The 13,507-nt window shown below is 65.1% G+C and carries 12 protein-coding genes; 5 read left to right on the top strand and 7 right to left on the bottom strand.

What is annotated here, in order from left to right; translation table 11 throughout:
- The first annotated feature begins 5 nt into the window (after nt 1–5).
- Nucleotides 6–422, top strand: coding sequence for a hypothetical protein (locus A8G00_RS05705; RefSeq protein ID WP_048575340.1), 417 nt, complete (start codon nt 6–8; stop codon nt 420–422).
- Nucleotides 423–706: 284 nt separating this feature from the next.
- Here the strand turns inward: A8G00_RS05705 and ctrA are convergent, their stop codons facing one another.
- Entirely contained in the window at nt 707–1,414 is a 708-nt protein-coding gene (ctrA, locus tag A8G00_RS05700) for a response regulator transcription factor CtrA (protein WP_025549663.1), read from the bottom strand.
- 209 nt (nt 1,415–1,623) lie between these two features.
- Nucleotides 1,624–2,517: a LysR family transcriptional regulator gene (locus A8G00_RS05695; protein ID WP_044661877.1), complete on the bottom strand. Its 894-nt coding sequence runs from the start codon at nt 2,515–2,517 to the stop codon at nt 1,624–1,626.
- A gap of 107 nt (nt 2,518–2,624) precedes the next feature.
- On the opposite strand from A8G00_RS05695, the gene A8G00_RS05690 reads away from it, so the two are divergent.
- The gene (locus A8G00_RS05690; protein WP_099185903.1) at nt 2,625–3,344 is read left to right on the top strand and encodes a pirin family protein; all 720 of its coding nucleotides are present in this window, start codon (nt 2,625–2,627) and stop codon (nt 3,342–3,344) included.
- Nucleotides 3,345–3,470: 126 nt separating this feature from the next.
- Nucleotides 3,471–4,070: an NAD(P)H:quinone oxidoreductase gene (gene wrbA / locus A8G00_RS05685; RefSeq protein ID WP_061936259.1), complete on the top strand. Its 600-nt coding sequence runs from the start codon at nt 3,471–3,473 to the stop codon at nt 4,068–4,070.
- Between the two features lie 372 nt (nt 4,071–4,442).
- Here the strand turns inward: wrbA and A8G00_RS05680 are convergent, their stop codons facing one another.
- Complete coding sequence (locus tag A8G00_RS05680; protein WP_044661875.1) at nt 4,443–5,690, bottom strand: threonine ammonia-lyase; 1,248 nt, start codon at nt 5,688–5,690, stop codon at nt 4,443–4,445.
- A gap of 97 nt (nt 5,691–5,787) precedes the next feature.
- Here A8G00_RS05680 and A8G00_RS05675 point away from each other — a divergent pair, with 97 nt between their 5' ends.
- Complete coding sequence (locus A8G00_RS05675; protein WP_025549659.1) at nt 5,788–6,657, top strand: NAD(P)-dependent oxidoreductase; 870 nt, start codon at nt 5,788–5,790, stop codon at nt 6,655–6,657.
- Nucleotides 6,658–6,710: 53 nt separating this feature from the next.
- Nucleotides 6,711–8,438, top strand: coding sequence for an amidohydrolase (locus A8G00_RS05670; protein WP_099186000.1), 1,728 nt, complete (start codon nt 6,711–6,713; stop codon nt 8,436–8,438).
- Nucleotides 8,439–8,529: 91 nt separating this feature from the next.
- On the opposite strand, the gene A8G00_RS05665 is transcribed toward A8G00_RS05670, so the two are convergent.
- Genes A8G00_RS05665 through A8G00_RS05650 form a run of 4 tightly spaced genes read right to left on the bottom strand, consistent with a single transcriptional unit; the run spans nt 8,530 to nt 13,506 of the window.
- Nucleotides 8,530–10,269, bottom strand: a complete 1,740-nt coding sequence (locus A8G00_RS05665) for an MFS transporter (RefSeq protein WP_099185904.1) — start codon at nt 10,267–10,269, stop codon at nt 8,530–8,532.
- The gene (locus A8G00_RS05660; protein WP_099185905.1) at nt 10,269–11,021 is read right to left on the bottom strand and encodes an FkbM family methyltransferase; all 753 of its coding nucleotides are present in this window, start codon (nt 11,019–11,021) and stop codon (nt 10,269–10,271) included. Before A8G00_RS05660 ends, A8G00_RS05665 begins: the two co-directional genes overlap by 1 nt.
- On the bottom strand, nt 11,018–12,157 hold the full coding sequence (locus A8G00_RS05655; protein WP_103000265.1) for a glycosyltransferase family 4 protein: 1,140 nt from the start codon (nt 12,155–12,157) through the stop codon (nt 11,018–11,020). The genes A8G00_RS05660 and A8G00_RS05655 overlap by 4 nt, the downstream gene beginning before the upstream one ends.
- Nucleotides 12,154–13,506 carry a hypothetical protein gene (locus A8G00_RS05650; RefSeq protein WP_253257923.1) on the bottom strand — a complete coding sequence of 451 codons (1,353 nt, stop codon included), beginning with the start codon at nt 13,504–13,506 and terminating at the stop codon, nt 12,154–12,156. Before A8G00_RS05650 ends, A8G00_RS05655 begins: the two co-directional genes overlap by 4 nt.
- Nucleotide 13,507 lies beyond the last annotated feature (1 nt).

The raw sequence follows: 13,507 nt of genomic DNA, 5'->3' as shown, positions 1-13,507 counted from the left end.
ACTGAATGTCCGTTTCGGATTCCGATTTCGCCTCCAAGCGGCTGCATGACCGCCAGCGTCGGCTGCTGAAGGCGCGCATGCGTCATCCGGATTATGGCGAGATCGACATCCTCGTTCGCGACGTGTCGGAAATGGGCCTTGGCGGGCGGTGCGAGCTCGACCTTGCCGTGGGGGAAAGCGTCGTCATCCTCCTGCCCGACTGCCGACCGGCGCAGGGAAAGATCGCATGGCGGAAGGGACAGAGCTTCGGCGTGCATCTGGAGGCGCAGATCAATCCGGAGGTGGTGAAAAGTCGCACCCCTGCCGATCGCCCGGCTGAGGGGTATCAGGTGCCCGAGGCGTTCCGGCCATCGGCGGAGACGAAGCGGCCCGGATTCCGGACGCGGTTACAGGGGCCGGACACCAACAATAAATGGCGGTGATTTCGCTTCTGCCCTGAGCAGACGATCGGCATTCGGCCGTTTGGATTGCGCGACGTTCATTTGCTGCGTCCGATTTAACGCAGCGCGCTCCAGAGCGGATTCCGATCCGATTGCATCGGCTCGACTGCTCTAAGTTTTTGTTTTGTCGCGTTTTCCGAGTCAGCAGATGATTCCATCTGCTTGGAAAACGCTTCAGGAGCCCGTCCCGTAGAGGCGAAAAAAGGAAAAAGGCCGCCGATCCTGTCAGGATCGCCAGCCTTTTCTTCCTGTCGCAATGGCTCGGATCAGGCAACTTTGGTCGCGAATTCCTCCGCCTCGTCCGGATCGCGCAGCACATAGCCGCGGCCCCAGACGGTTTCGATGTAATTCTCCCCGCCGCAGGCCAGCGCCAGCTTCTTGCGCAGCTTGCAGATGAAGACATCGATGATCTTGAGTTCGGGCTCGTCCATGCCGCCATAAAGGTGGTTCAGGAACATTTCCTTGGTCAGCGTCGTGCCCTTGCGGAGCGAAAGCAGCTCCAGCATCGCATATTCCTTGCCGGTCAGGTGGACGCGGTTGCCGTCCACCTCCACGGTCTTGGCGTCCAGGTTGACCGCCAGCTTTCCAGTGCGGATGACCGACTGCGAATGGCCCTTGGACCGGCGCACGACCGCATGGATGCGGGCGATCAGTTCCTCGCGGTGGAACGGCTTGGTCACATAATCGTCGGCGCCGAAGCCGAAGGAGCGGACCTTGCTGTCCATTTCCGCCACGCCGGACAGGATCAGCACCGGCGTCTGCACCTTCGCCGCGCGGAGCTTCTTGAGCACGTCATAGCCATGCATGTCCGGCAGGTTCAGGTCCAGGCAGATGATGTCGTAGTCGTAGAGCTTGCCGAGGTCGAGACCCTCTTCGCCAAGGTCGGTCGTATAGACGTTGAACCCCTCCGTCGTGAGCATCAGCTCGATCGCCTTCGCGGTTGTCGGTTCGTCTTCGATTAGCAGCACGCGCATGTGAAGCCCCTTTGCGTAGCAGTCCCGTTCACCCCCAGAGAACGACGGCCGCTCCAATTCATTAACCAAAAAACTTCTGAAGGACAAAGGTTAATTTTTCGCTAACCGGCAGGAATCCGCGAGTCGTGGGATTTTGAATCTGTTTTCAACATTTTGCAGCCGAAATGATTCAGATGGAGTCAAGATGGATTCACCTGTGGAACGAGTCCTCAACAGCCATGATGGCGGGTAAGGAAATCGAGCACGGCGTCCACCCGGGCCGGCCGCAGACGCGATGGCGGCGTGACCAGGTGGATGCCGAATGGCGGCGGCCGCCAGTCGACCAGAATCTCCTCCAGTTCGCCCGATGCAAGCGCGTCCCCGACAATGAAATCGGGCAGCCGGGCAATGCCGACGCCGGTGCGCAGCGCGGGCAGCATCGCCTCTCCGCTGTTGACCGTCAGCCGGGCGCGCACCTGCACCACGACATTCTGCTGGCCGGGGCCGGAAAAGCGCCAGACGTCGGGCGTCGGGGTATTGGAATAGCAGAGGCAATCATGGCTGCCGAGGTCGGACGGATGGGTGGGGCGTCCCCTTTCCGCCAGATAGGCGGGCGACGCCACGACATGCAGCTTGACGTCGGCCAGGCGCCGGGCGCGGAGCGAGCTGTCCGGCATGTCGGCAATGCGGATGGTCGCATCCAAGCCCATTTCCACCAGGTCGATGCGCGCATCGGACAGGTGGAGGTCGATGTCCACCTGCGGGTTCTGCTTCGTGAATTCGGCGACCAGCGGAGCGACGCGGAGCAGGCCGAAGGTCATCGGCGCGCCCAGCCGGACCGTGCCGGAAAGTTCGGCCGTTTCGTCCCTCGCCGCTTCCTCCGCCGCCTGCCCTTCCGACAGGATGCGCGCCGCATGCTCGGCCAGCCGCTTGCCGCTTTCGGTAAGGGCCAGACGGCGGCTGGTGCGGCTGAACAGGCTGGTATCCAGATGCTGCTCCAGCCGCGTCACCGCCTTGGACACGGTAGCCTTGGAAACGCTCAGCGCCTTGGCCGCGTCGGTGAAGCTGCGATGCTCGACCACGGCGGCGAACATCGCCCATGCCTCGAAATCGGGAAGACGCATAAGGAAACAATCCGTTTCAATGCTGCTTATTCAAGAAACGATCCTGATCGCTAGATTGACGGAAAGCAAGCCGGAACCTTCCGGCAACGCAATCGAAAGGCCTGAATATGAGCACGACAGTCGGGAGCCGCATCGAACGCCGCCCCTTCGCGTCCCTCGGTCATGCCGACCATGGCTGGCTGAACGCGCGGCACCATTTTTCCTTTGCGGACTATCATGATCCCGCCCGCATGAACTGGGGCGCGATCCGGGTCTGGAACGATGATGAAATCGGCCCCCGCTCCGGCTTTCCGCCGCATCCGCATGCGGACATGGAGATCATCACCTATGTCCGCAAGGGCGCGATCACCCATCAGGACAGCCTGGGGAACAGGGGCCGGACCGAGGCCGGCGACGTCCAGGTGATGAGCGCGGGCACCGGCATCCGCCATGCCGAATATAATCTGGAAGAAGAGACGACGACGCTCTTTCAGATCTGGGTCATGCCCCGCTGTCGCGGCGGCCAGCCGAGCTGGGGCGCCAAGCCCTTTCCGAAGGGCGACCGGTCCGGCAAGCTGGTGGTCCTGGCAAGCGGCCATGCCGAGGATGTGGAAGCGCTGCGCATCCGCGCCGACGCCCGTCTGCTGGGCGGCACCGTCAGGGCGGGCGAAAGCGTGACCTACGACAGTGCCGAAGGACGTCATCTCTATCTGGTTCCGGCGACCGGGCGGATCGAGATCGACGGCCAGATCTTCGAGGCGCGTGACGGCGCTGCGATCATCGGCGGCGCGCCCATCACCATCAAGGCGATCGAGGACGCCGAAATCGTCCTGGTGGACAGCGAATAAGGTCCGTCCCCTTCCCCCGGACGGGCCGAAAGGCCGCCCGCGCTTCTCCCCCCCTCCCTCTGCGCGGGCGGCCGATTTTTTCGAAACCTTTTTACGATCAATGCATTAGACGAAATGGAGATACTCATGGCAAAGGTTCTGGTTCTCTACTACTCCTCCTACGGCCACATCGAGACGATGGCGAAGGCCGTGGCGGAAGGCGCGGCGGCTGCCGGCGCGCAGGTCGACATCAAGCGCGTGCCGGAGACGGCGCCGCTGGAAGTGGCGCAAGCCGCTCATTTCAAGCTCGATCAGGAAGCGCCCGTCGCCACTGTCGCGGAGCTGGCGGATTATGATGCGATCATCATCGGCACCGGCACCCGTTTCGGCCGCATGTCGAGCCAGATGGCGGCCTTCCTCGACCAGGCAGGCGGCCTTTGGGCGCGCGGTGCGCTGAACGGCAAGGTGGGCGGCGCTTTCACCTCGACGGCCAGCCAGCATGGCGGGCAGGAGACCACCCTGTTCTCGATCATCACCAACCTGTTGCATTTCGGTCTGGTGATCGTCGGCCTGGACTATGGCTTTGCCGGGCAGATGGGCGTCGACAAGGTCCGCGGCGGATCACCCTATGGCGCCACCACGCTGGCGGATAGCGACGGCAGCCGCCAGCCCGGCGAGGAAGAACTGGAGGGCGCACGCTATCAGGGCCGGCGCGTTGCGGAAACGGCACTGAAACTGCACGGATAACGCATCGCTGCGCCGTCTGTACGGTGCAGTCGTTGAGAGCCTTGGGTCGCAAGGCATCAACGCAAATGGGGGGCCGGCGCATGGGACTGCGCGCCGGCTCCCTTTATTTTCGGGTTTTGCGGGAAGTGGCCAGTGCAAGACCTTCCTTCTCCCTTGAGAAGGACGGGAAGCCCTGGCGATGAAGGAGCCCAGGCTGATCTGGACGAGGAGGAGCGGGCCTGCGGTCCGTGCGATCCATTGGATCGCACCTCCCTCACCCAACTACGACTAAGGCAGCAGGCTGCCAAGTCTGCGCAGCCCTCTCCCTCAAGGGAGAGGGATAAAACGGGTGTCCGCTTTCCACCCTTCTGCTCGCTCAGTCTTCTAATCAGGCTAGGCGACCTCGATCGGCGCGACCTCATAGCCCACTGCCCGCAGGGCGGCGATCAGGCGTTCCAGATGGGCGCCGTCCCGCGTCTCGCATTCCACGTCGAGGCTGAGGCCCTTGGCAGGCAGATTGGTGAAGATCCGCTGGTGCGACAGTTCGAGGATGTTGACCGCTTCCTGGTCGAAGATCCGCGCCACATGGAACAGCGCGCCCGGCCGGTCCTGCAGGATGATGCGCAGCCGCGCCAGCCGGCCCGAGCGCGCCAGGTCGCGCAGCAGCACATTGGCCAGCAGCCGCGTATCGATATTGCCGCCGGTCAGGATCAGCCCGACGCTGCGCCCGGCGAACAGTTCCTTGTGCGTCAGCAGCGCCGCGAGGCCAGCGGCGCCCGCACCCTCCACCACCGTCTTCTCGATCTGGAGCAGCAGGCTCACCGCTTCCTCCAAATGGCGCTCGCTGACCAGCAGCACATCGTCCGCCAGCCGCTCGACGAAGCGGCGGGTGAGTTCGCCCGGTTCCCTGACGGCAATGCCTTCCGCTAGCGTATCGCCGTCACAGGGCAGGTTGGCGCCCTTGATATAGTCGTACATCGACGGATAAAGCTCCGCCTGCACACCATAGACCTTGATGTCGGGCTTCATCGCCTTGGCCGCCGTCGCCACCCCCGAAAACAGGCCGCCGCCGCCGATGGGCACGATCAGCGTGTCGATCTCCGGCGCGTCCTCCAGCATTTCCAGCGCGACCGTGCCCTGCCCCGCCATGATGTCGGGTTCGTCAAACGGATGGACGAAGGTCAGGCCCTGCTCGACCTCCAGCAGCCGCGCATGGGCATAGGCATCGTCGAACTTCTCGCCGAACTGGACGACGGTGGCGCCATGACCCTGTGTCTGCGTGACCTTCACCGTGGGCGTGGTGTTGGGCATGACGATGGTGACCGGCACGCCCAGCCGCTTGCCGTGATAGGCCAGGCCCTGCGCGTGATTGCCCGCGGAAGCCCCGATCACGCCCTTCCGCTTCGCCTCCTCATCCAGCTGGAGCAGGCGATTGAGCGCGCCGCGTTCCTTATAGGCGGCGGTGAACTGGAGATTTTCGAACTTCAGATACACTTTGCAGCCGAACATGGCCGACAGCGTCTGGCTGACCAGCGTCGGCGTATGCACGACGGAGCCGGAAATTCGCACCCGCGCCGCGAGGATGTCGTCGACGGAAATGGGCAGCGGCACGGCGCTCTCTATCTTGCTCAGCGTGTTCATGGCGCGCCACCTAGCTTAAAATTGCTTCGGAAGGAACTGGCACTGACCGAAAACTCTGCCTATGGCTTGCGGGCGCGCATCCAACTGATCGAGGCATATGGCTAAAATCGCGTTTATCGGCCTGGGCGTCATGGGCGGCCCGATTGCGGGGCATCTGGCGAAGGCGGGGCATGAGCTGACCGTCTACAACCGTTCCATCGGCAAGGCGAAGCGTTGGGCGGAGGCCTATGGCGGCGCGGTCGCGATCAACCCGGCCAAGGCCGCGGAGGATGCGGAGATCGTCATCAGTTGCGTCGGCACCGACGACGATCTGAGCCAGATCACCCTGGGCCGCGACGGCGCCTTTCGCTCGATGAAGCCGGGCGGCCTGTTCATCGACCATACGACGGTGTCGGCGCGGATCGCGCGGCAATTGTTCGTGGAGGGCGAGAGCCGGGGGCTGCATTGCGTCGACGCGCCGGTGACCGGCGGTCAGGCCGGGGCGGAAAAGGGCAGCCTTGCAGTCATGTGCGGGGGCAGCGAGCCCGCGGTCGCAGCCGCCCGGATCGTCATGCAGGCCTATGCGCCGCGCATTGTCCATGTCGGGAAGGCAGGCGCGGGGCAGACCGCCAAGATGGTGAACCAGATCTGCATCGCGGGCGTTGTGCAGGGCCTGGCCGAAGCGCTGCGTTTCGCGCAGGCGGCTGAACTGGACCTCGACACATTGTTCGAGGCGATTTCCGGCGGCGCGGCGCAAAGCTGGCAGATGGACAAGCATTGGAAGACGATGGCGGCGGACAGTTTCGATTTCGGCTTTGCGGTGGATTGGATGCGCAAGGATCTGGGGCTGGCGCTGGAGGAAGCGCGGGCCAATGGCGCCACCCTGCCGGTGACGGCACTGATCGATCAATTCTATGCCGACGTGCAGGCCATGGGGGGCCACCGGCAGGACACCAGCGCGCTCGTTCGGCGGATCACGCGGGCATGAACAAGGCCGGCATGACCAGCAGCGCCGTCCGCCCCGGGCTTGACCCAAGGACAATGCGCCGCTGCGGCAAGCTCCGCGCGAACGGATGCAGGATTGCCGTCGCCCTTGCCCTGACGCTGCCCGTCCCTGCGCTGGCTTCGGGCATCATCGACAATGTGAACGGCATCGCGCTGGATGCCAATGGCCGCGTGGTGCGTTTCCGGGCGCTCACCATCGACGATGAGGGCAAGGTGGATAAGCTGCTGCCCGACCGCTATCGGGAGCCGGAGCAGCCGCGCCCCCGGAAGCGGAAGAAGAGCGAGCCGGAGCAGGCACAGCCCAGCCGCCCGGACTTCAAGCTGGACGCGGGCGGCAAGACGCTGATCCCCGGGCTGATCGACGCCCATGGGCATGTGATGGGCTATGGCCTGTCGCTGATCACGCTGGACCTTTCGGAAACCAAATCGCTGGCGGAGGCGCAGGCGAAGATCAGGGCCTATGCCGCCGCCAATACGGGCCGGAAATGGATCATCGGCAAGGGCTGGAATCAGGAGCTTTGGGGCCTGGGCCGTTTTCCGACGGCGGCCGAGCTGGATGCTGCGGTCAGCGACGTTCCGGTCTGGCTGGAACGGGTCGACGGCCATGCGGGCTGGGCCAATTCGCTGGCGATCAAGGCGGCGGCCGTCACCGCGGCGACCAAGGCGCCACCCGGCGGCCGGATCGAAATGGCGGCGGGAAAGCCTGCGGGCGTGTTCGTCGACAAGGCGATGGATCTGATCACGCGCGTCGTGCCCCCGCCAGCGCCCAAGGATCGCGACATCGCGCTGGAGAAGGCGCAGCAGGCGCTGCTGCGGCAAGGCATTACCGGCATTGCCGACATGGGCACCAGCATCGACGACTGGCAGGCCTTTCGCCGTTCGGCGGACCGCGGCGCGCTGCGGGTGCGGATCATGTCCTATGCCTATGGCCTTGAGAATATGGTGGTGATCGCCGGGCCTGAGCCGACGCCCTGGCTCTATGACGATCATCTGCGCATGGGGGGGATCAAGCTGATCCTGGATGGCGCGCTTGGATCGCGGGGCGCCTGGCTGAAGGCGGACTATGCCGATGCGCCGGGGCAGCGCGGCCTGGCGATGATCCCGTCCACCCAGCTTCGCAACATCATGAGCCGGGCCGCGATGGACAATTTCCAGATCGCGGTCCACGCCATCGGCGACGCGGCGAACAGCGAAGTGCTGGATGCGGTGCAGGAACTCAGCGAAACCTACAAGGGCGACCGGCGCTGGCGCATCGAGCATGCGCAGATCGTCGATCCGGCGGAACTGCCGCGCTTCGGGCAATATGGCATCGTCGCGTCGATGCAACCGGTGCATCAGACCTCCGACTGGCGCATGGCCACGGCGCGGCTGGGCGAGGCGCGGCTGAAGGGCGCCTATGCGTGGAAGGCGATGCTGGACAATCGCGTGCCGCTGGCCTTCGGGTCGGACGTGCCGGTGGAAAGCCCCAATCCCTTCCCCGGCATCGCCGCCGCCATGACACGGGAAGATGCATCGGGGCAGCCGGCGGGCGGATGGATGCCGGAACAGCGGGTAAGGTTCGAGGCGGCGCTGGACGGGTTCACCAGGACGGCAGCCTATGCGGGCTTCGCGGAAAAGCGCTTCGGCAGTCTGGTGCCGGGGCAGCGGGCGGATTTCCTGCTGATCGACCGGGATATTTCCACGTCAAGCCCGGTCGAGATTCGCGGGACGCAAGTGCTGGAGACGTGGATCGGCGGCAAGCGGGTCTATGTGAAGGGGCAGTAGCGGCGGCCGACATGGCGTCATCCCGTTCAATGCCGGCCGTTCAATGCCGGCCGCTCAATGCTGGCCGCTCAATGCTGGGACGACGACAGGATCAAAGCACAGCCCCCGCCGCGTTGAACGCTTCTTCCTCCGTCTCCGGCAGCGGCGGCTGGACCGGCTTGTCGCAGCCCTCTTCCTTCATATGCGCCCGCAGCGCGTCCATGCGCCCCAGATTCCATCGCGCCAGCGGTACGCCAAGGGGCCGGAACTCCGCGCGGTCGAACAGCTCCACCACATAATTCCTGCAGAGATTGTCCACCTGCTCGAGCGTCAGCATGCCGAGGTTCATCACCATCGGCTTGCCCGGCACGCCGTTGCGTCCGCGCACCAGGTCCGTCACGTAAAGCCCGCCGCGCGGGTCGACCAGCACGACATCGGCCCTGGAAGCGTCGATCATCCTGTGGCTTGCGGCATAGGGCGCAACGAAGCCGTGCGTCCGCCACACGAGAAAGGCGCTGCTGAGCAATGTTATGGCCGCGCCCAGGAACATGGGGCGCATGGCGCCGGTCCGGAAACGCGCCCAGCCAAGGCCCGCCAGCAGGCAGAAAGGCCCGATGAAGCCATGGGCGTAGCGATAGCCCCAGCCATAGCCCTGCGCCAGGGCGAGGGCGCATCCGGCGAAGCAGCCCAGCGCCAGCGGCAGCGCGATCTCCTGCCCCCGGATCGCCTTGCGCCAGCGCATCGCGAAGACGCCCAGCGTCGCCAGCGGCACCATCAATATATTGTTCCAGGCGGCAAAGCGGCTGAGATTCACCAGCGGCTGCCAGCGGTCGCCCAACCGCTCGAACAGGCTGCCCACCTTGTCCGCCACGCCTGCGGAAGGACGCACGTCGGTCGGCTGCCCCAGCACATGCGTCAGGAAGGCGGGCCATAGCTTCGCCCAGACTATGACGATGGCAGCCAGCACGAGGATGTGGAAGATCGCGACCTTCCACCGTTTCCCAAGCAGCATCCAGAGAATGAAGGGCGCGATGAAGATCGGCGGGAAATGCCACTGGTGCAGCCCCGCCGCCGCCAGCGCGACCACCCCGGCGCTCAGATGCCCGATCAGCCCGCCGCGCAGCACCAGCGCCAGCCAGATCATGTTGAGCGCGAAATGCCCGGTCATGGCGTAGGGCGTCATCGCCGTGACCCAGAGCTGTGCCGAAGACAGGCCCAGCAGCATCGTCACCCAGACCGCGTCGGGCCTGTCGGGAAAAAGGTGCAGCGCCACCCGCCACAGCGCGAACAGCCCCGCCATCAGCAGCACCGGCCCGGCCAGATTCGGGTCGCCCAATTGCCAGAACAGCGCCTGGATCGCGCTGTTCACCGGCAGATAGGCCGCGGTCCAATAATCCGCCGCGCCGAAGGGGGAGAAAAATTCGGGCATGATCGCCCGGCGATAGGCCTCCCACTCCATCGGGATCGGGCGGGCCAGAAAACCCTCCCGCATATAGGCGGCGGCGAAGCGGGCGACCTCCTCGTCGCGGGAGATGGAATAGTCCTGGAACAGCCAGTAATGGCCCGCCCAGGCGATCAGGCCGAACAGCAGCACCAGCGGCACCGTTATGCGCGCGCGCGGCGCAGGCAGGCGCCAGCCCAGACCCTCCGCAAAGGGGGCGGCCAGCGTCAGCAGCAGCAACGCGCCCAGAAGCGCCGGAAAATCCTGATCGAGGAACAGGATGACCGCCAGGCTGATGCCCTGCCTGTAGGTCACATGCCAGAGGAAGGTCGCGCCCAGCCAGAGCGTCAGCCCGATCGCGCCCGCAAGGAGCAGACGGGTGGCACTGATGGGGCGCAACCGATTGAACATCAGCCTTCCAGCGGCAGCAGCGCCCGATTGACGAAAATGCCGTCCATCTCGACCAGCAGGGGGAAATGCCCCTTGTTGTTGGCGAAGAAGGCGGAGGGGACGAAGCCATGCTCCGCCAGCCAGTCGATCATCGCGCGATAGCCGGTCCCGCCTTCATAGATCGGCCGGACACCGAGTTCGGTCTGCACGCCCGCCATGTCGTGGAGCGCATCGCCTGCGCCTTCGCAGACGGACAGGTCATGCCCCTGCGTATCCATCTTGAGAAAGGGTCGGGTGAAGCCATGGGCGCGCTTCAGTTCGGGCAGCAGGCTTTCCAACCGGCGGCATTGCATGTCGACCGAGCGCGTCACCCTGTTGCGTTCGGCGAAGATCGCGTCCTGTTCCCCGGACGGCGTCTTCAGCGAACTGAACTGGTCGGCCGCCATGATGTTGAAGCTCGCCATGCCGTCGAAATCCGACAGGGCCATGTTGAACACATGCCATTGACGGTCGGACGAGGCATTCCGTTCCAGTTCGGAGAAGATGTCCGGATTGGGCTCGAAGGACAATATCGTGCCGTCGAAGCCCGCATCCTTGCGCAGCATCGTCGCATATTGGCCCCGGTTGGCGCCGACATCGAACACGCAATCGACCGCAAAGGCGCTCAGGAAACGGCGCAGCGCCTGGATTTCCGGATATTGATGCATCCGCCCCGCCAGCGCCAGCCGCACCGCCAGCGCCCGGTCGCGCAGTTCCCGGACATGGCGGCTCATTTCCCTGTCACGCTGCGGTAGATGGCGATGGTGGCCAGCGCCATGTCCTTCCAATTGCCCATTGAATCTCCATAGGTGCGCGCGCGCGCTCCCAAAGCCTGCCTGATGGCCGCGCTTTCTACGAGGGGCAAGAGGGCTTGCGCAAGCGCGGGTGCATTTCCCGCCGGGGTCCTGACGGCGACTTCCTCCGGCAGGCCGGCGAACATGCCCGCGTCCGACGTGACCATCGCCTTGCCATGGTGCAGGGCCGACAGGAAAGCGCCGCTGCTGTCGATATGCCGATAGGGGAAGACCAATATGTCCGCCTTCGCCATATGGGCGTCGAGCCGTTGTTCGGTCAGGAAAGCGAGATCGGCGATCAGCCGCTCGCCAAAGCCGGCGGCATGGACGCTGTCGAGCAGCGGGGCGACGTCCATGAACGGCTTGCCCGCCAGCACCAGTTCGAAACGATGCCCGGCGCGCCAGAGCGACAGGCACGCCTGCAGCAGCAGGTCGACGCCCTTATAGGGGCGGATCGTGCCGAAGAAGAGCAGGCGCGGCAGGACAGCGTCGGGCACCTGCCCCAGATCCTCCGTCCCGGCCGTCGCAAGTCGCATCGGCGGATGCGGCGTCACATGGATGCGTTTCGGATCGATGCCCTGCCGCTCCAGCGCGGTCCGCGTCGTCCCGCCATGGACGATCAGCGCGTCGAACATGTCGAGCAGGCCGCGATAGCCCCTGCCCTGCACCCCGGCGTCGGCATGATAGGCATCGGCATTGTGCACGGTATGGACCAGCGCGGTCCTGCCCTTCAACCGCCGCAACATGATCCGGTCGGCGGGCGCAAGCGGCAGCCATTGCATGTGCGCCACATCGGCCCTGGCCAGTGGGGCGAGGTCGCCCAGCGCGCAGCTGAAACCATATTCCGCGGCCTTGAGCAGGCGGAAGGCCCGACCTTCGCCGATGCGCTGGCGCAGGGTCTCGCTCCGGCGGAAGAAGCGCGGCTCATAGCCATAGCCCTGCGGCACGATGGCATCCGTCTCCCGCATCGGTCGACCGAGCAGGGTGACGTCCACGCCCTCTGCCGCCATCGCCGCGCAGAGGCTGTCGTCATAGCGGCCGGTGAAGAGCGACGGATCGCACATCGCGACCTTCATGCGCGCTTCCCCATCAACTGGCGCAGGGAAAGGCCGTGGATGAATGCGGCGGCGAACAGGGTCAGCGTGTAGAGGATCAGGAACAGCAGGTCGAACCGCTCCGGCGCGAATATCCGGGCCAGCGGCACGCTGAGCAGCGAACCGGCGAGGAAGGGCAAGGACCGGCCGAGCAGCAGCGTGAACCGTCCCAGCGCGCCCTGCACATAGACGGACACGCAGATCAGGGCGAGCGCCAGCAGCGCCCCGCCGATCAGCAGCAGGTCGATCCGGTCGATCGCCGCGCGGCCGTCGAACAGCTTTGCGAACAGCCATTTGCCCAGCAGCAGCAAGGCCGCCGAAGCGGCGAGCGCGAAGAAAAGCGCCGCGCCAAGCGCCCGCACCATCAACTGACGCAGCCTTACCCCGTCGCCCGCATGAAAAGCGCGGGTGATCCGGGGCAAGGCCGCCTCCACCGTCGCCCTGACGAGCATGGAAAGCGAGCGGGACATCTTGAAGAAAAAGTCGAAGATCAACATCGGCCGCGCGTCATGGGTCGCGGCGGCGATGGTGAAATAGGGCGCGTTATAGGCGAGGATTTCGGAAATGGTGAAGGCAGCCGATGCGCCGATGTCCCGCAGATAATGGCGCCTGACATGGCCGCCACCGACCCTGAAGGACAGCCAGTGCCGCGCCTCCATGCCGAGGCGCCGATGCACCAGGGCGATGGCATAGCCGATCACCGCCGCACTCACGCAAAGTTGCAGGGCGACGGAGACGCGCGGGTCCAGCCCTTGCAGGATGAACAGCAGCAGCGCGATGGTCATCACCCGGCGCAGGCAATCCAGCGCTTCCCAGAGGAAATTGCCGTCCACCGCCGCAAGCGCCCTTTTGGCGAGCAGCGCGGGCAGGTTGAGACAGGCGGAGAGGAAGAAGAGCAGGAACAGCAGCGGCATGCCCGTGCGCAATCCGCCCGCCGCCAGTGAAACCGACAGGATCGCCAGGCCGCCGACGATCAGCAGGCCAAGGAACAGGAACAGGACGCCCATTTCCTCCAGCCGGAATCCGCCCGCCCCGTCCTGGCCCGGTCCTGAATTCCCCGGCCCCAAATTCGCCGGCCCCAAATTCCCTAACCAATGCCGCCGCAGCCGCGCATAGACGATACTCGTCAGGCCGAACTCGGCGGAGATGGTGAAATTGCCGAACGCCACCAGCAGCAGGAAGGACTGGAACTCGCGCAGCGGCAGGGCGCGCACGAACACATAGGTGACGGCAAAGCCCCAGATCAGGGTCAGCCCGACATTGGCGAGCTTGATCAGGGCAAGGATGCGCGCCGACCCCTCCATCCGGGCAAGCGCGCTGCCGGGCGGCATG

It is taken from the genome of Sphingobium sp. SA916 (assembly GCF_002894065.1).
Lineage (GTDB): Bacteria > Pseudomonadota > Alphaproteobacteria > Sphingomonadales > Sphingomonadaceae > Sphingobium > Sphingobium fuliginis.
Note: the sequence above shows the minus strand (reverse complement) of the source record. Positions and strands in the feature narration are given on the sequence as shown.

Excerpts from the sequence above, each read along its gene's own strand:
- A8G00_RS05705 (WP_048575340.1), top strand. The coding sequence starts at position 6 with ATGTCCGTTTCGGATTCCGATTTCGCCTCCAAGCGGCTGCATGACCGC.
- ctrA (WP_025549663.1), bottom strand. The coding sequence starts at position 1,414 with ATGCGCGTGCTGCTAATCGAAGACGAACCGACAACCGCGAAGGCGATC.
- A8G00_RS05695 (WP_044661877.1), bottom strand. The coding sequence starts at position 2,517 with ATGCGTCTTCCCGATTTCGAGGCATGGGCGATGTTCGCCGCCGTGGTC.
- A8G00_RS05690 (WP_099185903.1), top strand. The coding sequence starts at position 2,625 with ATGAGCACGACAGTCGGGAGCCGCATCGAACGCCGCCCCTTCGCGTCC.
- wrbA (WP_061936259.1), top strand. The coding sequence starts at position 3,471 with ATGGCAAAGGTTCTGGTTCTCTACTACTCCTCCTACGGCCACATCGAG.
- A8G00_RS05680 (WP_044661875.1), bottom strand. The coding sequence starts at position 5,690 with ATGAACACGCTGAGCAAGATAGAGAGCGCCGTGCCGCTGCCCATTTCC.
- A8G00_RS05675 (WP_025549659.1), top strand. The coding sequence starts at position 5,788 with ATGGCTAAAATCGCGTTTATCGGCCTGGGCGTCATGGGCGGCCCGATT.
- A8G00_RS05670 (WP_099186000.1), top strand. The coding sequence starts at position 6,711 with ATGCGCCGCTGCGGCAAGCTCCGCGCGAACGGATGCAGGATTGCCGTC.
- A8G00_RS05665 (WP_099185904.1), bottom strand. The coding sequence starts at position 10,269 with ATGTTCAATCGGTTGCGCCCCATCAGTGCCACCCGTCTGCTCCTTGCG.
- A8G00_RS05660 (WP_099185905.1), bottom strand. The coding sequence starts at position 11,021 with ATGAGCCGCCATGTCCGGGAACTGCGCGACCGGGCGCTGGCGGTGCGG.
- A8G00_RS05655 (WP_103000265.1), bottom strand. The coding sequence starts at position 12,157 with ATGAAGGTCGCGATGTGCGATCCGTCGCTCTTCACCGGCCGCTATGAC.
- A8G00_RS05650 (WP_253257923.1), bottom strand. The coding sequence starts at position 13,506 with ATGCCGCCCGGCAGCGCGCTTGCCCGGATGGAGGGGTCGGCGCGCATC.